18 protein-coding genes are annotated in these 19,446 nt (G+C 63.9%); 13 read left to right on the top strand and 5 right to left on the bottom strand.

Translation table 11 applies throughout. The features are described 5' to 3' along the window. Positions 1-48: 48 nt before the first annotated feature. Complete coding sequence (locus MRBLPB4O_RS12210; RefSeq protein WP_341798635.1) at positions 49-1,074, bottom strand: Ldh family oxidoreductase; 1,026 nt, start codon at positions 1,072-1,074, stop codon at positions 49-51. A 142-nt stretch (positions 1,075-1,216) separates the two neighbouring features. On the opposite strand from MRBLPB4O_RS12210, the gene MRBLPB4O_RS12205 reads away from it, so the two are divergent. From MRBLPB4O_RS12205 to MRBLPB4O_RS12155, 11 genes are all read left to right on the top strand, one after another. Beyond that, a complete protein-coding gene (locus tag MRBLPB4O_RS12205; protein ID WP_016499315.1) occupies positions 1,217-2,089 on the top strand; it encodes a MurR/RpiR family transcriptional regulator in 873 nt (290 codons plus the stop codon). A gap of 22 nt (positions 2,090-2,111) precedes the next feature. Further along, positions 2,112-2,864: a transporter substrate-binding domain-containing protein gene (locus tag MRBLPB4O_RS12200; protein ID WP_016499314.1), complete on the top strand. Its 753-nt coding sequence runs from the start codon at positions 2,112-2,114 to the stop codon at positions 2,862-2,864. Between the two features lie 145 nt (positions 2,865-3,009). Beyond that, the gene (locus MRBLPB4O_RS12195) at positions 3,010-3,729 is read left to right on the top strand and encodes an ABC transporter permease subunit (protein ID WP_049275942.1); all 720 of its coding nucleotides are present in this window, start codon (positions 3,010-3,012) and stop codon (positions 3,727-3,729) included. Beyond that, positions 3,726-4,436, top strand: coding sequence for an ABC transporter permease subunit (locus MRBLPB4O_RS12190; RefSeq protein ID WP_341798634.1), 711 nt, complete (start codon positions 3,726-3,728; stop codon positions 4,434-4,436). The genes MRBLPB4O_RS12195 and MRBLPB4O_RS12190 overlap by 4 nt, the downstream gene beginning before the upstream one ends. A 16-nt stretch (positions 4,437-4,452) precedes the next feature. Next, complete coding sequence (locus tag MRBLPB4O_RS12185) at positions 4,453-5,697, top strand: FAD-binding oxidoreductase (RefSeq protein ID WP_341798633.1); 1,245 nt, start codon at positions 4,453-4,455, stop codon at positions 5,695-5,697. A 22-nt stretch (positions 5,698-5,719) separates the two neighbouring features. Continuing rightward, entirely contained in the window at positions 5,720-6,502 is a 783-nt protein-coding gene (locus MRBLPB4O_RS12180; protein WP_086974531.1) for an amino acid ABC transporter ATP-binding protein, read from the top strand. A 442-nt stretch (positions 6,503-6,944) separates the two neighbouring features. Continuing rightward, the gene (locus MRBLPB4O_RS12175; protein WP_016487465.1) at positions 6,945-7,754 is read left to right on the top strand and encodes a type 1 glutamine amidotransferase; all 810 of its coding nucleotides are present in this window, start codon (positions 6,945-6,947) and stop codon (positions 7,752-7,754) included. Positions 7,755-8,144: 390 nt separating this feature from the next. Further along, complete coding sequence (gene kdgD, locus MRBLPB4O_RS12170; RefSeq protein ID WP_028613096.1) at positions 8,145-9,056, top strand: 5-dehydro-4-deoxyglucarate dehydratase; 912 nt, start codon at positions 8,145-8,147, stop codon at positions 9,054-9,056. 104 nt (positions 9,057-9,160) lie between these two features. Beyond that, positions 9,161-10,525 (top strand): MFS transporter, encoded by a 1,365-nt coding sequence (locus tag MRBLPB4O_RS12165; RefSeq protein WP_028613097.1) that lies wholly within the window; start codon positions 9,161-9,163, stop codon positions 10,523-10,525. 79 nt (positions 10,526-10,604) lie between these two features. After that, positions 10,605-12,158, top strand: coding sequence for a galactarate dehydratase (gene garD, locus MRBLPB4O_RS12160; RefSeq protein ID WP_341798632.1), 1,554 nt, complete (start codon positions 10,605-10,607; stop codon positions 12,156-12,158). 80 nt (positions 12,159-12,238) lie between these two features. Continuing rightward, positions 12,239-13,819, top strand: a complete 1,581-nt coding sequence (locus MRBLPB4O_RS12155; RefSeq protein ID WP_341798631.1) for an aldehyde dehydrogenase (NADP(+)) — start codon at positions 12,239-12,241, stop codon at positions 13,817-13,819. 171 nt (positions 13,820-13,990) lie between these two features. Here the strand turns inward: MRBLPB4O_RS12155 and MRBLPB4O_RS12150 are convergent, their stop codons facing one another. After that, on the bottom strand, positions 13,991-14,740 hold the full coding sequence (locus MRBLPB4O_RS12150; RefSeq protein WP_016499305.1) for a FadR/GntR family transcriptional regulator: 750 nt from the start codon (positions 14,738-14,740) through the stop codon (positions 13,991-13,993). Between the two features lie 198 nt (positions 14,741-14,938). Here MRBLPB4O_RS12150 and MRBLPB4O_RS12145 point away from each other — a divergent pair, with 198 nt between their 5' ends. Then, positions 14,939-15,589 (top strand): DUF998 domain-containing protein, encoded by a 651-nt coding sequence (locus MRBLPB4O_RS12145; protein ID WP_341798630.1) that lies wholly within the window; start codon positions 14,939-14,941, stop codon positions 15,587-15,589. A gap of 74 nt (positions 15,590-15,663) precedes the next feature. Continuing rightward, complete coding sequence (locus tag MRBLPB4O_RS12140; RefSeq protein ID WP_016499303.1) at positions 15,664-15,993, top strand: hypothetical protein; 330 nt, start codon at positions 15,664-15,666, stop codon at positions 15,991-15,993. Between the two features lie 45 nt (positions 15,994-16,038). On the opposite strand, the gene MRBLPB4O_RS12135 is transcribed toward MRBLPB4O_RS12140, so the two are convergent. From MRBLPB4O_RS12135 to MRBLPB4O_RS12125, 3 genes are all read right to left on the bottom strand, one after another. Next, positions 16,039-16,959 carry a LysR family transcriptional regulator gene (locus MRBLPB4O_RS12135; RefSeq protein ID WP_341798629.1) on the bottom strand — a complete coding sequence of 307 codons (921 nt, stop codon included), beginning with the start codon at positions 16,957-16,959 and terminating at the stop codon, positions 16,039-16,041. A gap of 28 nt (positions 16,960-16,987) precedes the next feature. Further along, the gene (locus MRBLPB4O_RS12130; protein ID WP_341798628.1) at positions 16,988-17,962 is read right to left on the bottom strand and encodes a quinone oxidoreductase; all 975 of its coding nucleotides are present in this window, start codon (positions 17,960-17,962) and stop codon (positions 16,988-16,990) included. Positions 17,963-18,074: 112 nt separating this feature from the next. Beyond that, entirely contained in the window at positions 18,075-19,289 is a 1,215-nt protein-coding gene (locus MRBLPB4O_RS12125) for a YeeE/YedE family protein (protein ID WP_341798627.1), read from the bottom strand. Positions 19,290-19,446: the final 157 nt, after the last annotated feature.

Here is a 19,446-nt window from a genome sequence, read left to right as displayed (position 1 = left end):
GAGCTTGGTGATGTACCTGTGGGAGCTGCTTGCCGGCGATTGGCCGGGTCAGGCAAGCAGCTCTTTCAGGCCCTGCAACTCCTGCTCGGTTAGCGCCACCCCCTCCTCCTCGGCCACCTCGCGCTCACGATAGCGCCGCTCACCCGGCATGCGCGTCAGGCCCACCGCCTGCATCTGCTCCACCAGTGCGCGACTGCGCTGGGCAAATTGCTCGCCTTCTGCCTTGCCGGGGTCGATGACGATAATCAGCTGCCCGGTCCAGGGTGTCTTCGCCCCCGGGTGGCGCGACCAGTCGAATTCCCAGGAGAAATTACCCCCGGTCAGCGCCGCCGCCAGCAACTCGACCATCATCGATAACGCCGAACCCTTGTGCCCGCCAAACGGCAGCAAGGCGCCGCCTTCGAGAATGGCCAAGGGGTCGGTGGTCGGTTCGCCGTTGGCGTCCACGCCCATGCCTTCCGGCAGTTGCTGGCCGGCACGCGCGGCAATCTGCACGTCACCGTGGGCCATGGCGCTGGTGGCCATGTCGAAGACGATCGGATCGTGTTCGGCACATGGCGCCGCAAAAGCGATGGGGTTGGTACCAAACAGGGGCTTGCGCGCGCCATGCGGCACCACGCAGGTCATGCTGTTGACCACGCTCAGGGCCACCAGGCCCTCTTCCGCGAACGGTTCAACATCCGGCCACAGCGCGGCGAAGTGGTGCGAGTTATGGATCGCCAGCACGGCAATACCCGCGTTGCGCGCTTTGGCTACCAACAGCTCACGGGCCGCTGCCAACGCCGGCTGGGCAAAGCCGCCCGCTGCATCGACACGTACATAACCGGCCGCTACGTCGCTGACCTTCGGCGTGGCCTGGCCATCGACCCAACCGCTGGCCAACGTCGAGACGTAGCCAGGCATACGGAATACGCCGTGGCTGTGAGCACCATCGCGCTGGGCGCTGGCGCAGTTGTAAGCCAGCACCCGGGCCACGCTCTCGCTGCAGTCATGGCGCTGAAAAATGGCCTGCAACAAACCCTGCAGCTCGGTAAAAGGCATACGCACGACGGTGCTGGTGGAAGGTGCGGACATCTGAAGCTCCTTGTTGGTATTGGAATGGCTACAGCGTTGCAACGACAAAAACTTTCCGGCATGTGACAGCAATCTGTCAAATGTTGACTTGATGACAGAAAACATTCATTTTCTTCCCAAGCCTTACCCTTGGAGCCGCAGCATGAGCCAACCGATCAAGCAACGCCTGGAAAACAGCCTCGAAGGGGCCGCTGCCTCGGGCCGCAAGATCGCCACCTACATGCTCGCCAACCTGCACGAACTGCCGTTCCAGACATCGGCCAGCATTGCCGCCAAGCTGGGCGTCAGCGAATCCAGCGTCGGGCGCTTCTGCCGCTCACTCGGTTATGCCCACCTCAAGGCGCTTAAGCAAGACCTGCAGAACGACCTGGGCGATGGCCCGTGGCTGGTGGGCGACCGATTGCAGGATTACCGCCAGAACCAGGACGCCAGTGACAACGCCGGCAGCCTGGAGCTGGAAATCGCCGCCTTGATGCGTGTGCACGAGTACCGCCAAAGCCCCACCTGGCACAGCGTAGCGCAGCGCCTGGCGAGCAAGCCGCGGGTGTTCATCGCCGGTTTCCAGACCGAGCGCGGCATCGCCATGTGCATGAGCCACCTGCTGCAGTACCTGCGCGATGGCGTGCAACTGGTGGACATCAGCGCCGGGCACTTCGGCGAGGTGCTGCTGGGGCGTGCCGAAGACAGCGCCTTGGTGGTGTTCGAGGCGCGCCGTTATTCCCGCCACGCCCTGCTGCTGTGCCAGAAGGCACGCGAGGCGGGCATTGCGGTCACCTTGGTGACCGACACCTTCTGTGACTGGGCTGATGCCAACGCCGACGAGGTATTCCGCATCCCCACCGAGTTCAATCTGTTCTGGGAATCCACCTCGACGATGCTGTCGTGGGTACACCTGATGGTCAACGAGGTCTGCAAGAAACTCGGGCCTGATGTTGAAAAACGCTTGGAAGCGACTGCCGCTCTACATAACGAATTCGTCGGCTACACCTCGTGGCCGACGGGCAAACAACAATAGCAAGAGTGCAATGAGGTGCGAGATGAACAAGACCATGGCCTTGGTGGGTGCGTGTGCCCTGCTGCTGACGGGTGCCGCCAGTGCCGAAACCCTGCGCTTCGCCACCGAGGGTGCCTACCCGCCCTTCAACTATGTAGACGCCGATAACAAGCTGCACGGCTTCGATATCGACATCACCCATGCCCTGTGCGAACAGATGAAAGTCGAGTGCACGCTGGTGGCCCAGGACTGGGAAGGCATCATCCCCGCCCTGATGGCGCGCAAGTACGACGCCGTCGTCGCGTCGATGATCAATACCGAAGAGCGGCGCAAGAAAATCGCCTTCACCGACCACTACTACCGCACCCCGCTGACCGTCGCAGTCGCCAAGGACAGCAAGATCGACAGCGCCCAGACCGACTTCGTCGGCTACACCGTCGGTGCCCAGTCGTCGTCCACCCAGGCTATCTACGCCGAAGACGTGTATGGCAAGGCCGGGGCCGACGTGAAGCTGTACCCGACCATGGATGAAGCCAACGCCGACCTGGCCGCCGGGCGCCTGGACGGGGTAATTGCCGATAAATTCCCGCTGCACGAGTGGATGACCAAGAACGGCGGGGATTGCTGCAAGATCCTCGGCGACGTGGCCGACACCAAGGCCGATGCCGCCATCGCCGTGCGCAAGGACGACGAAGCCCTGCGCCAGCGCCTGAACACCGCGCTGCAACAGATCGTGGCCAACGGTACCTATCAGAAAATCGCCAGCAAGTACTTCGCTTTCGATATCTACAACTGACCTTAGAGCCCGTCTCGCCTGATCCGGCCCTATCGCCGGCAAGCCAGCCCCCACAGAACCGCACAAGGCCTGACAAATGTGCAGTCCCTTGTGGGGGCTGGCTTGCCGGCGATAGGGCCGGTAAGGTCAACACAAGGTGTTCGTCATGCTCGATCAATTGTCCTTGCTGTCCTTCGCCAGCGGAGGCTGGGGCCAGGCGCTGCTGGCCGGCGCCCTGGTGACTGTTTCACTGGCACTGGCCTGCCTGCCCATCGGTCTGCCGCTGGGCCTGCTGGTAGCGCTGGCAGCGCGCTCGCGCAAGCGCCTGCCACGGGCCTGGGCCACCACCTTCTCTACGGTGTTCCGCGGCCTGCCCGAACTGCTGACACTGCTGATCATCTATTACGGCTGCCAGATCGCCGCGCAGAAAATCCTCGCGGCCATGGGCTATCAGGGTGAATTCCTGATCAATACCTTCCTCGCCGCGATGATCGCCTTCAGCCTGGTGTTCGCCGCGTTCTCAAGCGAGATCTGGCTGGCCGCCTTCAAGACCCTGCCCAAGGGCCAGCTGGAGGCCTGCTCGGCGCTGGGCCTGAGCAAGCGCACCGCCTTCTTCAAGGTGCTGCTGCCACAACTGACACGCATCGCCCTGCCCGGCCTGTCGAACAACTGGCTGTCGCTGCTCAAGGACACTTCGCTGGTGTCGACCATTTCGCTGGTCGACCTGATGCGCCAGACCAATCTGGCCGTCAGCGTGACCAAGGAGCCGATGTTCTTCTATGGCGTCGCCTGCCTGGGTTACCTGCTGTTCGCAGCGCTTTCCGGGCGCGTGTTCGCCTTCATCGAACGGCGCAGTAACCGCCACCTGCTAGGAGCACGGGCATGAGCTTTGAACAACTGCTGGCACTGGTGGTGGACCCCGACCTGCTGGAACGCTACGGCCCGCGCTTCGTCGACGGCCTGCTGGTAACCGCCAAACTGGTGGCCATTTCCTTCACCCTGGGCGCCGTACTCGGCCTGTTGCTAGCCCTGGCGCGCATGTCGCGCAGCCTGCTGCTGCAACGCATGGCCGCCGGCTACGTGTACTTCTTCCGCGGCTCGCCCCTGCTGGCCCAGCTGTTCCTGCTGTATTACGGCCTGGGTTCGCTCAAGGGCTTCTGGCAGGACGTCGGCCTGTGGTGGTTTTTCCGCGAAGCGTGGTTCTGCACCTTGCTGGCCTTCACCCTGAACACCGCTGCCTACCAGGCAGAGATCTTCCGCGGCAGCCTGATGGCCGTTGCGCCGGGGCAGCATGAAGCGGCGCGGGCTTTGAACCTTAAGCGCTCGACCACCTTTTTCAAGGTGATTCTGCCGCAGTCGTTGCTGGTGGCCATCGGCCCGCTGGGCAACGAACTGATCCTGATGATCAAGGCCAGCGCAATTGCCTCGCTGGTGACCATCTACGACCTGATGGGCGTAACCAAACTGGCCTTCTCGCGCAGTTTCGACTTCCAGATCTACCTGTGGGCCGCCGTGCTCTACCTGGTAATCGTCGAACTGGTGCGGCGCCTGCTGAAACACCTGGAAGGCCGCCTGGGCCGCCACCTGAACTGACCGAAGGATACGTTCCATGCATTGCCAGACCCTTGTCCTCGGCGCCGGCATCGTCGGCGTCAGCACCGCCCTGCACTTGCAGGCCCGCGGGCGCCAGGTCGTCCTGATCGACCGTGATGAACCCGGCAGCGGCACCAGCCACGGCAACGCCGGGCTGATCGAGCGCTCCAGCGTCATCCCCTACGCCTTCCCCCGGCAGTTCGGCGCATTGTTGCGCTACGGCCTGAATCGCCAGCCCGACGTGCGCTACAGCCTGGCGCACCTGCCCAAGGCTGCGCCGTGGCTATGGCGCTACTGGCGCCAATCAGCCCCGGGGCGCCTGGCCGGGGCCGCCGCCGACATGCTGCCGCTAGTGCAGCGCTGCGTCGAAGAACACGACGCCTTGATCAAAGCCGCCGGCCTTGAAGCGCTGGTGCAGGCCAAAGGCTGGATCGAAGTGTTCCGTGACCCTGCCCTGTTCGAGCAGGCCAAGGCCGACGCCAAGGGCCTGGGCCGCTATGGCCTGCAATTTGAAATCCTGGAATGCGGGCAGTTGCAGGCTCGCGAGCATCAGCTGGACGCCACCGTGGTGGGCGGCATCCACTGGCTCGACCCCAAGACCGTGAACAACCCCGGCGCCCTCACCCGCGGCTATGCGGCGCTGTTCCTGCAACGCGGTGGGCTGTTCCTGCATGGCGATGCACGCAGCTTGCGCCAGGCCAACGGCCAATGGCGGGTAGAGAGCCGCCGTGGCCCGATTACCGCCGACGAGGTGGTGGCCTGCCTCGGCCCGCAGTCGGCCGACCTGTTCAGCGGCCTGGGCTACCAGATTCCGCTGGCGATCAAGCGCGGCTATCACATGCACTACAGCACCCGTGACGGCGCGGCGCTTGAGCATTCGATCTGCGACACCCAGGGCGGCTACGTGCTGGCGCCGATGGCGCGCGGCGTGCGCCTGACCACCGGCATCGAGTTTGACGCCAGCAGCGCGCCTGGCAACCAGATCCAGCTAGGCCGCTGCGAGGCGCTGGCGCGCAAGCTGTTCCCGGCCTTGGGTGAGCGCCTGGACGACACCCCTTGGCTGGGCCGCCGCCCATGCCTGCCCGACATGCGCCCGGTCATCGGCCCGGCAGCCCGCCACCCGGGGCTGTGGTTCAACTTTGGCCACGCCCACCACGGCCTTACCCTGGGGCCGGTCAGCGGCCGGCTGGTGGCCGAGCTGATCACCGGCGAGCACCCTTTCACCGACCCCGCGCCCTACAGCGCGACCCGTTTCGACTGAACCCACGCGGGAGAACAACAACATGACCGCACCACTGAGCCTTGCAAGCCTTGCCCCCGAGCCCGACCCACGCCCGGTGCTGATCCGCATCGAAGGCCTGAACAAGCACTACGGCGCGTTCCACGTGCTGCACAACATCAACCTGCAGGTACGCGAAGGCGAACGCATCGTGCTGTGCGGGCCGTCCGGCTCGGGCAAGTCGACCCTGATCCGCTGCATCAACCGCCTGGAAGTGGCCCAACAGGGCAACATCCAGGTGGACGGCATCGACCTGGCAGCCACCACCCGTGAAGCGGCGCAGGTGCGCAGCGACATCGGCATGGTGTTCCAGCATTTCAACCTGTTCCCGCACATGAGCGTGCTCGACAACTGCCTGCTGGCACCCACCAGCGTGCGCGGGCTGTCGCGCAAGGACGCCGAAGAACGGGCGCGCATGTACCTGAGCAAGGTGGGTATCGAAAGCCAGGCGCACAAGTACCCCAGCCAGCTGTCAGGCGGCCAGCAGCAGCGCGTGGCGATTGCCCGGGCACTGTGCATGAAGCCGCGCATAATGCTGTTTGACGAGCCTACCTCTGCGCTGGACCCGGAAATGGTCGCCGAGGTGCTGGATGTGCTGGTGCAACTGGCCGGCACGGGCATGACCATGCTCTGCGTCACCCATGAAATGGGCTTTGCCCGGCAAGTGGCCGAGCGGGTGCTGTTCCTGGAGGGTGGGCAGATCATCGAAGACAGCCCGCCGCAGGTGTTCTTCAACCAGCCGCGTACCGAGCGCGCCAAGGCGTTCCTGGCGCAGATACTGCACTGAGCAAAATGTTTGATGCCTGTGCTGCCCCTATCGCCGGCAAGCCAGCTCCCACAGGATATCTGCAGCTTTTAACGGCGGATGCAGTACCTGTGGGAGCTGGCTTGCCGGCGATAGCGCCAGTAGCACAAACTCCAGCCCCCCTTCATTGCACCGCTGCAAAGACCCAACTGCGTCGTTAAATATTATTGACCAACACCCCCGCCAAACCCACGCCGCCACAGGCCCGCATCGGTTTCAGCCCCCAAAAACCGGTGCATTCCCCGCGTTAAAGCCCTCTTCCGTCGTTTGACATATCGAACGGCTCTGGCAAGCTATCTACATGCCCCGACCGGAATCGTCGCCTCTGACGAGCCGGCAGTGCTCGGAGCTTCAGGCTGCACTCAGGGCCCCGCGCCGTGCACCTGCACAACAACGACAGGCTGAACCTGTCCCAAGGTGACATATGTCCAACAGCAACATTGGCAACAAGCAACCTTCCCTGCGCAAACCCGTCGTCCTTATGACCATGGGCAGCCAAGAGCGCAAAGGCCATGACTATCAGGTCATGACCCACAAATACATCACCCCGCTGGTCGAGTTCTCTGATTGCGTCCCGGTTCTGGTGCCCACCTGCTGCGGCACTGAAGACCTCGACACCTATCTGGACATGGCCGACGGCGTGTACCTGACCGGCGCCGGCAGCAACATCGACCCGGCCCTGTACGGCCAAGAGAATGAAACCCCAGGCAAAGGCCAGGACCAGAACCGCGACCTGTTCGACATCCCTCTGGTAAAAGCGGCGATCAAGCGTGGCCTGCCGATTTTCGGCATCTGCCGTGGCATGCAGGAAATCAACGTGGCCCTGGGTGGCGACATCTACCAGAAGGTATACGCCGAGCCTGGTTTCAACGACCACCGGGAAAACCCGGAAGACCCGGTTGAAGTGCAGTACGCCCAGGTACATGGTGTGAAGATCAAGCCAGGCAGCTGGCTGCGTGACACCCTGGGTACCGACGAAATTCGCGTCAACTCACTGCATGGCCAAGGCCTGCGCACGCTTGGCGCCGGCATCGAAGCCATCGCCCTGGCCGAAGACGGCCTGGTCGAGGCCATTCACGCCCCGAGCATTTCGCCCTTCCTGTTCGCTGTGCAGTGGCACCCTGAGTGGCAAGCTGCGAAGAACCCAGATTCGATCAAGATGTTCCAGGCCTTCGGCGATGCTTGCCGTGCCCAGGTACGCAAGGCGCAAATCAAGCGCCAGCACGCTGCCTGACCTTCAGTTTCCTCTGCTTTGATCGCGGGGCGGCGCAAGGCCGCCCCCGTTTCCCCGGTCACCCTCTGCTGGTCCCAGAACACTTCCCGTGGAATCGGGCGGCGGCCTAGTGCCTGTCTCCGCGATCGTTTTTTCCCTTCCCCATCAAGAGATACGATGACTGATTGCGGATAGTCTGCCATCGGTGTCTTTTACTTCCGTTATTCGTTGCCTGTGCAGGCCGCTTCGCGGGCGCGCCCGCGAAGCGGCCTGCACAGGCAATAACCCTTCCTCCCTGCCTCACTGCAAAAAATCTCGCAAAGGGGACTAGTCATCGCTCAGGTTGTACGATAACTTACCTCCAACGCAAAACAACACCCTTCACCCAAGCGCCACAGGATGCCTACAACAATGAATCCACAAGAACTTAAATCCATCCTCTCTCACGGCCTGCTGTCATTCCCGGTCACCGACTTCAATGCCCAGGGCGATTTCCACCAGGCTGGCTACATCAAACGCCTGGAATGGTTGGCCCCGTATGGCGCCAGCGCACTGTTCGCCGCCGGTGGCACCGGTGAGTTCTTCTCCCTGGCCGCCAGCGAATACAGCCAGGTGATCAAGACTGCCGTCGACACCTGCGCTACCTCGGTACCTATCCTCGCTGGCGTGGGTGGCTCCACCCGCCAGGCCATCGAATACGCACAGGAAGCCGAGCGCCTGGGTGCCAAGGGCCTGCTGCTGCTGCCGCATTACCTGACCGAAGCCAGCCAGGACGGCGTCGCCGCCCACGTCGAAGCAGTCTGCAAATCGGTGAAGATTGGCGTGGTGGTGTACAACCGCAACGTCTGCCGCCTGAATGCCGACCTGCTGGAAAAACTGGCCGAGCGCTGCCCGAACCTGATCGGCTACAAAGATGGCCTGGGTGATATCGAGCTGATGGTGTCGATCCGTCGCCGCCTGGGCGATCGTTTCAGCTACCTGGGTGGCCTGCCGACCGCCGAAGTGTATGCTGCCGCCTACAAGGCCCTGGGCGTGCCGGTGTACTCCTCCGCCGTGTTCAACTTCGTGCCGAAGACCGCCATGGACTTCTACCACGCCATCGCCCGCGACGATCACGCCGCCGTGGCCAAGCTGATCGACGATTTCTTCCTGCCGTACCTGGACATCCGCAATCGCAAGGCCGGCTACGCCGTAAGCATCGTCAAGGCGGGCGCCAAGATCGCCGGTTACGACGCAGGCCCGGTGCGTACCCCGCTGACCGACCTCACCGCAGAAGAGTACGAGATGCTCGCCGCGCTGATGGACAAAATGGGCCCGCAGTAAGCGTCGCCCGCGGCCTGCCACATGCCGCGCCCGGAGTGGGCCAGCCCCGCTCCGGTTACAATTCGTGAGCCCGCACAAAAATAACTAGTGGGAGTATTGCCAGCATGCAAGCGACTAAGAAGACGCATGTGCGCTACCTGATCCTGTTCATGCTGTTCCTGGTGACCACGATCAACTATGCCGACCGCGCTACCATTGCTATCGCAGGCTCCAGCCTGCAGAAAGACCTCGGCATTGACGCCGTTACCCTCGGTTATATCTTCTCCGCCTTTGGATGGGCTTACGTGGCTGGCCAGATTCCTGGTGGCTGGCTGCTCGATCGCTTCGGTTCCAAGAACGTCTACGCCTTCAGCATCTTCACCTGGTCGCTGTTCACCCTGTTGCAGGGTTTTGTCGGTGGCCTGCCGGTTGCCTGGGCCGTGGTCACCCTCTTCACCCTGCGCTTTCTGGTCGGCTTCGCTGAAGCCCCGTCGTTCCCGGGCAACGCGCGTATCGTCGCCGCCTGGTTCCCGACTCAGGAGCGCGGCACTGCCTCGGCCATCTTCAACTCGGCGCAGTACTTCGCCACTGCGCTGTTCGCCCCGATCATGGGCTGGATCGTGTTCAGCTTCGGCTGGGAGCACGTGTTCGTGGTCATGGGTGTACTGGGCATCATCTTCTCGATGGTGTGGCTGAAAACCATTTACAACCCGCGCCAACACCCACGCATCAGCCCAAGCGAGCTCGAACACATCGAGCAGAACGGCGGCCTGGTGGACATGGACCAGAAGCGCGGCAACACCGGCCCAAAATGGGGCTACATCAAGCAACTGCTGACCAGCCGCATGCTGCTGGGCGTGTACCTGGGCCAGTACTGCATCAACGCCATCACCTACTTCTTCCTCACATGGTTCCCTGTGTACCTGGTGCAGGAACGTGGCATGACCATCCTCAAGGCCGGCTTCATCGCTTCGCTGCCGGCGGTCTGCGGTTTCATTGGTGGCGTGCTGGGTGGCGTGATCTCCGACTGGCTGCTGCGCCGGGGCAATTCGCTGACCTTCTCGCGCAAACTGCCGATTGTGTGCGGCCTGCTGCTGTCGACCACCATGGTGTTCTGCAACTACGTCGACGCCGAGTGGATGGTGGTTGGCTTCATGACCCTGGCGTTCTTCGGCAAAGGCATTGGCGCGCTGGGCTGGGCGGTGGTGGCCGACACCTCGCCCAAGCAGATCGCCGGGCTGTCCGGTGGCCTGTTCAACACCTTTGGCAACATCGCCTCGATCACCACCCCTATCGTGATCGGCTACATCATCAGCGCCACCGGCTCGTTCAAGTGGGCACTGGTGTACGTGGGTGCCAACGCCCTGGTAGCGGTGTTCAGCTACCTGGTGATCGTGGGCCCGATCAAGCGTATCGAGCTGCGCGATGATGACCCAAAGCCACAGGCTGAGCCTGCCGCCAACGGCGAACTGGCCAGCTCGCGTCACTGAGTGAACACGCCCGCACCGGGGCAACTGGTGCGGGCGGATGTACAAAAAAGCCTGAGAACCTGACAAGTAGGGCCCAAACATGCAGTTGATCGAACATTCCGACTCGCCCCGCTACGTCCGCCTGCACGACGACGATAACGTCGTGGTGGTAGTCAACGACGGCGGCCTGGGCGAAGGCGCCCGCTTTGCCGACGGCCTGACCCTGGTCGAAGGCGTGCCACAAAGCCACAAGGTCGCCGCCGTGGCCATCGCCAAGGGCGAGCCCGTGCGCCGCTACGGGCAAATCATCGGCTACGCGCTGGAAGACCTGCGCCAAGGCAGCTGGGTGCAGGAAAGCCAGCTGGCCATGCCGGCCGCACCCGAGCTGGACAGCCTGCCGCGCTGCGACGCTGTCCCACAACCGCTGCCGCCGCTCGAAGGCTTCACGTTCGAAGGCTACCGCAACGCCGACGGCACCGTCGGCACCCGCAACATCCTTGGTATCACCACCACCGTGCAGTGTGTGACCGGCGTGCTGGAGCATGCGGTCAAGCGCATTCGCAGCGAACTGCTGCCCAAGTATCCCAACGTCGATGACGTGGTGGCCATCACCCACAGTTATGGCTGCGGCGTGGCCATCAACGCCCGCGATGCCTACATTCCGATCCGCACCGTGCGCAACCTGGCGCGCAACCCCAACCTGGGTGGCGAGGCGCTGGTCATCAGCCTCGGCTGTGAAAAGCTGCAAGCCGGCCAGGTGATGCACGACAACGACCCTTCGGTAGACCTGAGCGAGCCGTGGCTGTACCGCCTGCAGGACGCCAGCCTGGGCTTTGTGGAAATGATCGAACAGATCATGGAACTGGCCGAGACCCGCCTGAAGAAGCTCGACCAGCGCCGCCGCGAAACCGTACCGGCCAGCGAATTGATCCTTGGCATGCAATGCGGTGGCAGCGATGCGTTCTCGGGCATCACCGCCAACCCGGCGCTGGGCTACGCCGCCGACTTGCTGGTACGCGCCGGCGCTACCGTGCTGTTCTCGGAAGTGACCGAGGTGCGCGACGCCATCTACATGCTGACCTCACGGGCCGAAAACCAGGACGTTGCCGGCGCCTTGATACGCGAAATGGACTGGTACGACCGCTACCTGCAGCAAGGCGCTGCCGACCGCAGCGCCAACACTACCCCGGGCAACAAGAAAGGCGGCCTGTCCAATATCGTCGAGAAGTCGCTGGGGTCGATCGTCAAGTCCGGCAGCGGCGCTATCCAGGGCGTGCTCGGCCCAGGCGAGCGGGTAACGCGCAAGGGCCTGATCTTCTGCGCCACCCCGGCCAGCGACTTTGTCTGCGGCACCCTGCAATTGGCCGCCGGCATGAACCTGCATGTGTTCACCACTGGCCGAGGCACCCCCTACGGGCTGGCCATGGCGCCAGTGGTCAAGGTGTGCACGCGCAGCGAACTGGCCCAGCGTTGGCCCGACCTGATCGACATCGACGCCGGGCGCATCGCCACAGGCCGTTCGAGCATCGAAGAACTGGGCTGGGAACTGTTCCATTACTACCTGGACGTGGCCAGCGGCCGCAAGCAGCCCTGGGCCGAACAGCACCGGCTGCACAACGACATCACCCTGTTCAACCCGGCACCGATTACCTGATGCCCCAGGGCTTGCTGGTTCATAGAACCCACAGGTCATGCGACACCCCCAGATTCTCTTTCAGCCAACAGGAGCACCCCATGCCTGAAATCCTCGGCCACAACTTCATCGCCGGCCAGCGCAGCGCCGCTGGCCCACAGCGCCTGCAGAGCCTGGACGCCAGCACTGGCGAAGCCCTGCCCTACAGCTTCGCTCAAGCCAGCGAAGCTGAAGTAGACCAGGCCGCCAAGGCCGCCGCTGCCGCCTTCGCTGAGTTCCGCCAACTGGCCCCGGCACGCCGCGCCGAATTCCTCGACGCCATCGCGGCCGAACTGGACGAGCTGGACGACGCCTTCGTCGCCATCGTCTGCCGCGAGACCGCCTTGCCCGCAGCCCGCATTCAAGGCGAGCGTGGCCGCACCAGTGGCCAGATGCGCCTGTTCGCCCAAGTACTGCGCCGTGGTGACTTCCTCGGTGCCCGTATCGATCTGGCCTTGCCCGAGCGCCAGCCGCTGCCGCGCGTGGACCTGCGCCAGATGCGCATTGGCGTCGGCCCGGTCGCCGTGTTCGGCGCCAGCAACTTCCCGCTGGCCTTCTCTACCGCCGGTGGCGACACCGCTGCGGCACTGGCCGCCGGTTGCCCGGTAGTATTCAAGGCGCACAGCGGCCACATGGCCACCGCCGACCTGGTGGGATGCGCCATCGTACGTGCCGCCGAGCGCACCGGCATGCCCAAGGGCGTGTTCAACATGGTGTTCGGTGGTGGCGTGGGCGAGTGGCTGGTCAAGCACCCGGCCATCCAGGCCGTCGGCTTCACCGGCTCGCTCAAGGGCGGCGACGCCCTGTGCCGCATGGCCGCCGAGCGCCCGCAGCCGATTCCAGTGTTCGCCGAGATGTCCAGCATCAACCCGGTCATCATCCTGCCAACCGCCTTGGCCAAACGTGGCGAGGCCATTGCCCGCGAACTGGCAGGCTCCGTGTGCATGGGTGCCGGCCAGTTCTGCACCAACCCGGGGTTGGTGATCGGCCTGCAATCGCCGCAGTACAGCCAGCTACTGGCCGACCTTGGCCAGCACCTGGACCAGCAGGCCGGGCAAACCATGCTCAACGCGGGTGGCCTGCGCAGCTACGTGGGTGGGCTGGAGCACCTGCATGCCCATGCCGGTATCGAGCACCTGGCCGGCCAGGCGCAGGAAGGCAGCCAGGCCCGCGCCCAACTGTTCAAGGCCGATGCCCGCCTGCTGGTCGAGTCTGACCCGCTGCTGCAGGAAGAAGTGTTCGGCCCGACTACTGTGGCCGTGGAAGTACAGGACGACGAACAGCTGCGCGCAGCCCTGCTCGGCCTGCGTGGTCAGCTGACCGCTACCCTGATCGGCGAAGCAGAAGATTTCGAGGCCTACGCCTGGCTGGTGCCATTGCTGGAGGAGAAAGTCGGACGCATCCTGATCAATGGCTACCCGACCGGTGTTGAAGTGTGTGATGCCATGGTCCACGGCGGGCCTTACCCTGCGACCTCGGACGCCCGCGGTACCTCGGTGGGCACCTTGGCCATCGACCGCTTCCTGCGCCCGGTGTGCTACCAGAACTACCCGCAGGCCCTGCTGCCTGAAGCCCTGCGCAACGCGAACCCATTGGCGCTGCGCCGCCTGGTGAACGGGCAATGGAGTGACCAGGCGATCTGATCGAGCGCCTGAAACAAGAAAGCCCCGCACATGGCGGGGCTTTTCTTTTGGCTGTGCCGGCCTCTTCGCGGGTAAACCCGCTCCCACAGGGTTTGCACAATTTTCAGGCATTGTGGTGATTCTGTGGGAGCGGGCGTGCCCGCGAAGAGGCCGGTATAGGTCACAAATGCCTCAGACCCCTTGCGCCTCAGCCTCTTCATGTACCTGACGCAAGCGCTCCCGGCTGTTGCTCAGGTGCATGCGCATGGCCATCTTTGCCCCTTCGCTGTCACGCCGGGCGATTGCTTCATAAATCGCCTCGTGCTCATGCATCAACCGGCTCATGTAATGCGCCTGGTCATCACGGGCCAGCCGCGCCGAATTCACCCGGGTACGCGGGATGATGCTGGTGCCCAAGTGGTTGATGATGTCGGCGAAGTAGTGGTTGCCGCTGGCCTGGGCAATGCGCAGGTGGAACTGGAAGTCCGCTGACACCGCATCATTGGCATGGGCCGCCCCTTCGTTAAGTTCGTCCAGCGCCGCACGCATGCCCGCCAGCTCTTCATCGCTGCGCCGCTGCGCCGCCAAGCCTGCCGATTCGATTTCAAGGGCAATACGCAACTCCAGCACCGCCAGCACTTCACGCAGGGTGACCACAGTCGCCGGGTCGATGCGAAAGCCCCCCGACGCTGGCGCGTCCAGCACGAACGTGCCGATGCCATGGCGGGTCTCGACCTGCCCGGCGGCCTGCAGCCGCGAGATCGCCTCACGCACCACGGTGCGGCTGACGCCCTCTTCGACCATGATCTGCGATTCGGTCGGCAGCTTGTCGCCACGCTTGAGCTGACCACTGCGAATGCGTTCGGTCAGCACTGTGACCAGTTCCTGGGCCAGACTACGCGGCTTGCGCCGGGTCCTTGCCTGTACCTGTTGCTCTGTCATTGCCCTGTATTTCACCTAGAAAGACAGCGCTCATCATAGCGCAAGCAGTTGTACGATCACATACACCCGGTGCGGTATTTCTTGCTCTCCCTCGCAAGCCACACCTATGAAAAAGCCGGCCCAAGTGCTGGCCCAGAGGCCACGCAAGCCTGTACTGTGCGCCTTTGCGCTCACTCATCCATGGAAGGAAAATGCCGCATGAAACCCCTCGACCGCCTATTGCTCGCCAGCGGCCTGCTGATACCCCTCTGGTTGCTGGCAGGTGTTTGGCTCACCGCCCAGGCTTACCCCGGCTATGACCACCTGCAACAGGCCATGAGCCAGCTCGGCGCCGTAGGTGCGCCAACCCACAGCTGGTCGCCACGGGTAAACAACTTCCCACTGGCCGCGCTGTTCGCGCTGTTTGCCTGGGGCCTGGTGCGGCGGTGGCGTGGGTCGAAACTGGCAATGCTGAGTGCAGCCCTGGTCTTACTGCATGGTGTCGGTAGCCTGGGCACCGGCTGGTTCCCCTGTGACCAGGGTTGCACACCGGCGCAGCCTTCCACCTCACAGCAACTGCATAACCTGTCCGGCCTGCTGATGTTCCTCTCGCTAACCCTGGCCAGTGCCCTGTGGGCGTGGCTAGGCAATCGCATTGCCGGCTCGCGGGCCTTTGCGCTGTTTTCCCTGGCCTGTGTGGTACTGGCGATCATTACCGTCGCGCTGATGGGCCAGGCAGCGCAAAACGGCCAGCTATTCGGCCTGTATCAACGCCTGAACTATGGTGTGTCGGTCATCTGGGTTGCCAGCCTGGCCTGGGCGAGCGTGCGCAAGCCAGCCGCCAGCCCGCTGCGCGTGGCCGTGATCTGACGGCAAATTGCTGGCCCCCGGCATCAGAAAGCGAAGGCAAACTCCGTTCTTCTTCAGATGCTTAGGACAGCAACATGCGAGTATTTCTAGCAACGATGGCCGGTTGCTTGCTGGCCACGCTGGCTTTCGGCGCCCAGGCCCGGGCGCTGAGCCAGAATGATCGCCACACCTGCGGCTGGGGTGCACAGATAGCGGCCGAGGCCCAGCAGGCCAAGCTTTCCGGGGTGACCCTGTATGCCACCCGCAAGAAGCTGCAGGTACGCAAATTCCCCAAACCCTGGATGCGCATGACCGCCTTCGGCATTACTGAGCAGACTTACAACAGCCGCTCGCGGTTGAAGCCTGCAGCGATCAAGCAAACTTACTATGAGCAGTGTGTTCAGCATGCGGTAGCCAAACGATAATCTATTATTTATCAGACGGTTATTCGTTTAATCTGCAGAAGAGTATCAAGACCGCCACGGTGCCCCCGCCTTGAAGCGGTCTTCCAGCCGGGCCTTGAAGGCGCCCAGGGCCGCAGTGTTCAGCCGCGCGGTCGGGCGTACCAGGTAAATGCCCGCTGCCACGTCCAGCTGCCACTGCGGCAGCACCCGTACCAGGCGGCCGCTGGCCAGGTCCTCACCCATCAGCCAGTCCCCCCCGGCAAGAATGCCCACGCCACGCCTCGCCGCCTCCAGCAACGCTTCATTGTCGTTGCTGCGCAGGCTGCCGACGACCTTCACGGTCACCTGCCGCTCACCGCTCATCAGGCGCCATTCAGGAAATGAACGTAAGCCACTGAAACATAGACAATTATGCTCAGACAACTGTTCCGGTTGTGCAGGCGTGCCATGCCGAGCAAGGTAATCGGGCGATGCGCAGAGTATGCGCAAGTGATCGCACAATTTCCTGGCCACCAGGCGATTGTCCACCAGCTCACCAATGCGGATGGCGGCATCGAAGCCCTCGCCGATCAGGTCGACGAAACGGTCGGCATACTCGGCCTCCACTGTCACCTGCGGATAGGCCAGCGCGAAGTCGGCCAGCATCCCGCTCAACCAGCGCCGCCCCATGGCCGCCGGCAATGCCAGGCGCAAGCGCCCGCGTACCGTTGCCGCCCCCTCGGCAGCTTCCTGCTCCGCCTCGGCAATCAGACGGTTGGCCTCGCGCACTTTGGCCACCAGCCGCTCGCCCTCATCGGTAAAACGCAGCTGCCGCGTGCTGCGCTCCACCAGGCGAATGCCCAACCGCGCCTCCAGCGCACTCAGGCGCTTCGACAGCACCGTCGGGTGGCGCTCCAGCTGCCGCCCGGCAGCAGCAAACGAGCCCTGCTCGTGCAGGGCCAGCAAGGTGGCAAGTTCATCGGCGCGGCGACTGTCGTAGGCATCCATGGCTAGGCTCGGTGGCAGGGTTCGGGCATCAGGCGGTAAGGACCAGCGCGCCCTCCGACAGCCCTTGCTCCAGGTCCCTGTGGGCCCTGGCCACTTCGGCCAGCGGGTAGCGACGCCAGACCCGAGGCTGGATGATACCCTCGGCGACGGCTGCCAGCACATCGGCGGCGCGCTGCTGGTACTCCTCTACCGTGCGGGTATGTGCCGCCAGTGACGGCCGGGTCAGGTACAGCGAACCCTTGGCATTGAGCGTGGCCACCTCGATCGCCGCCGGCGCACCGGAAGTGCCCCCGAACGACACCAGCAGGCCGCGCACCCGCAGGCTGTCCAGCGAAGCGTCCAGCGACACCTTGCCGACACAGTCATAGGCCACATCCACGCCCTGCCCCTGGGTCAGCTTGCGCACATCGCTGGCCAGCGTTGCCGCGTCGAACACCAGCACATGGTGGCAACCGGCCGCCTGGGCCCTGGCCACACTTTGCGGGCGTGATACCACGCCAATCACCGTCGCCCCGAGATGCCGCGCCCAAGGCGCCATCAGCTGGCCCAAGGCACCGGCGGCGCCGTACAACAGCACCTGGGTACCCGGGCCCACAGCGTAGGTGGTTTTCAGCAAGTACTGCGCCGTGATGCCTTTGAACAGCACCGCTGCGGCGGCCTCGTCCTCCAGCTGCGGCGGCAGCTTGACCAGCCGTTCGGCCGGGAACAACCGGCCGCTGGCATAGGCACCGACCGGCCCCATGGCATAAGCCACGCGGTCCCCCACCTGCACGTTGTGCACCCCATCACCGACGGCAGTGACCCTGCCTGCGCCTTCCAGCCCCAGGCCAGAGGGCAAAGCCAGCGGCGCACCGCCTTTGCGCTGCAACAGGTCGAGGGGGTTCACACCCATGGCTGTCTGCTCCAGCCAGACCTGGCCGGGCCCTGGGGGTTGTGCCTGTATGTGTTCAGGTTGCATCACATCGGCGCTGCCGGTGCCATTGAGCGTGATACGGGTAGCCATGATCGAATCCTGTTGAATGGTGTTCGGGTCAGGCTAATCAGGTGGGAAAAGTTGAACAATCAGGCGAGGTGCAGATGATTTCTGCACCTCTTGCAGCAATTCACTCGGTGCCTCAGCAGCCTGTCAGCACCGCAGGGCGCCGCTCACCGGCGAAAAACAACGGGCGAAGGCGTACGCCGATCAGGTTGCCCGAATAAGCCGCCACCAGCCACAGCCAGCCGTGCACGCTGCCCGAGGCAATGCCACTGAAGTACGCGCCGATATTGCAGCCATAGGCCAGGCGCGAACCGTAGCCCAACAGCAGGCCGCCGATGACTGCGGCAACCAGCGACGGCAGCGGGATTTTCAGGCTGGGCGCAAAGCGCCCGGCCAGGCCCGCCGCCAGCAGCGCCCCCAGCACGATGCCCAGGTCCATCACCGTGGTGATGTCCTGCCACAGCGGCGAGGCCAACGCCTTGGCGTTGGCCGGCGCCTGCCAGAATACCCAGCTGCCGACATCCACGCCCAGGCCGTTGAGGGTTTTGGCACCCCACAAGGCGAAGGCGGAAGTAATGCCCCACGGCCGCCCCGCCAGCGCCAGGGTCGCGTAGTTGAGAAGCGCCAGGGCGATAGCGCCCCACAGCAACGGCCAAGGGCCCCGCAGGAAGCGACGCATGCCCTGGTGTTCGCTGGCAACTGGCGCTTCCAGCGCGCCGTGTCGGCGCTTTTCCAGCACCACGGTAGCCCAGGCGATCAGCCCGAACACTGCCAGGCTCACCAGCAGCGCCGGCCCCACACCCCAGGCTTGCACGATCGAGGTTGCCGGGAACGACGGCAAGGCAAACCACCAGTCAGCATGATGGGTGGCGGTTACAGAGCCGATGATGAAGAACAGCAGGGTCACCAGCATGCGCGCATTGCCACCGCCAACGGTGAACAGCGTGCCCGAAGCGCACCCGCCGCCCAGCTGCATGCCAATGCCGAAAATGAACGCACCGAACACGACCGAGACACCCGCCGGGGCCACCAGGCCAGTGACCGGGTAGCCGAACAGGCTGCCAGCTGACAATGCCGGGAAGAACAGCAGCACCGCCAGGGCCAGCATGACCATCTGGGCACGCAAGCCCGCGCCTCGTCGCTCGTTGATGAACACCCGCCACGCCGAGGTGAAGCCAAAGGCGGCGTGATACAAGGTCAGGCCGAGCGCTGCACCGATCAGCAGCAGCAATACCTGCTTGAAGCCGGCATTCAGATTGAGGAACCAGGCGCCAGCCAGCAGTAAAGCCATGGCGATCAAAGGGGCGCCCAGGCGACGCGGTTCGGGTGTGGCAGTTGCAGAAAGACCCATCAGAGTACTCGGATAACAGTAAAACGGACGGGGAGTATAACCCCAACGGTCAATGCGGGCCTTGTGGGAGCGGCCTTGCGTCGCGATAGGGCGCGAAGCGGCCCTCAGCTTTTAACCTCCGTAGCAGATATCGTCGGGGCCGCTTTGCGGTCCATCG

Source organism: Pseudomonas sp. LPB4.O, assembly GCF_038383825.1.
Classification (GTDB): Bacteria; Pseudomonadota; Gammaproteobacteria; order Pseudomonadales; family Pseudomonadaceae; genus Aquipseudomonas; species Aquipseudomonas putida.
Note: the sequence above shows the minus strand (reverse complement) of the source record. Positions and strands in the feature narration are given on the sequence as shown.

Excerpts from the sequence above, each read along its gene's own strand:
- MRBLPB4O_RS12140 (WP_016499303.1), top strand. The coding sequence starts at position 15,664 with ATGCGAGTATTTCTAGCAACGATGGCCGGTTGCTTGCTGGCCACGCTG.
- MRBLPB4O_RS12190 (WP_341798634.1), top strand. The coding sequence starts at position 3,726 with ATGAGCTTTGAACAACTGCTGGCACTGGTGGTGGACCCCGACCTGCTG.
- MRBLPB4O_RS12210 (WP_341798635.1), bottom strand. The coding sequence starts at position 1,074 with ATGTCCGCACCTTCCACCAGCACCGTCGTGCGTATGCCTTTTACCGAG.
- kdgD (WP_028613096.1), top strand. The coding sequence starts at position 8,145 with ATGAATCCACAAGAACTTAAATCCATCCTCTCTCACGGCCTGCTGTCA.
- MRBLPB4O_RS12205 (WP_016499315.1), top strand. The coding sequence starts at position 1,217 with ATGAGCCAACCGATCAAGCAACGCCTGGAAAACAGCCTCGAAGGGGCC.
- MRBLPB4O_RS12165 (WP_028613097.1), top strand. The coding sequence starts at position 9,161 with ATGCAAGCGACTAAGAAGACGCATGTGCGCTACCTGATCCTGTTCATG.
- garD (WP_341798632.1), top strand. The coding sequence starts at position 10,605 with ATGCAGTTGATCGAACATTCCGACTCGCCCCGCTACGTCCGCCTGCAC.
- MRBLPB4O_RS12175 (WP_016487465.1), top strand. The coding sequence starts at position 6,945 with ATGTCCAACAGCAACATTGGCAACAAGCAACCTTCCCTGCGCAAACCC.
- MRBLPB4O_RS12145 (WP_341798630.1), top strand. The coding sequence starts at position 14,939 with ATGAAACCCCTCGACCGCCTATTGCTCGCCAGCGGCCTGCTGATACCC.
- MRBLPB4O_RS12200 (WP_016499314.1), top strand. The coding sequence starts at position 2,112 with ATGAACAAGACCATGGCCTTGGTGGGTGCGTGTGCCCTGCTGCTGACG.
- MRBLPB4O_RS12195 (WP_049275942.1), top strand. The coding sequence starts at position 3,010 with ATGCTCGATCAATTGTCCTTGCTGTCCTTCGCCAGCGGAGGCTGGGGC.
- MRBLPB4O_RS12150 (WP_016499305.1), bottom strand. The coding sequence starts at position 14,740 with ATGACAGAGCAACAGGTACAGGCAAGGACCCGGCGCAAGCCGCGTAGT.
- MRBLPB4O_RS12180 (WP_086974531.1), top strand. The coding sequence starts at position 5,720 with ATGACCGCACCACTGAGCCTTGCAAGCCTTGCCCCCGAGCCCGACCCA.
- MRBLPB4O_RS12155 (WP_341798631.1), top strand. The coding sequence starts at position 12,239 with ATGCCTGAAATCCTCGGCCACAACTTCATCGCCGGCCAGCGCAGCGCC.
- MRBLPB4O_RS12130 (WP_341798628.1), bottom strand. The coding sequence starts at position 17,962 with ATGGCTACCCGTATCACGCTCAATGGCACCGGCAGCGCCGATGTGATG.
- MRBLPB4O_RS12125 (WP_341798627.1), bottom strand. The coding sequence starts at position 19,289 with ATGGGTCTTTCTGCAACTGCCACACCCGAACCGCGTCGCCTGGGCGCC.
- MRBLPB4O_RS12135 (WP_341798629.1), bottom strand. The coding sequence starts at position 16,959 with ATGGATGCCTACGACAGTCGCCGCGCCGATGAACTTGCCACCTTGCTG.
- MRBLPB4O_RS12185 (WP_341798633.1), top strand. The coding sequence starts at position 4,453 with ATGCATTGCCAGACCCTTGTCCTCGGCGCCGGCATCGTCGGCGTCAGC.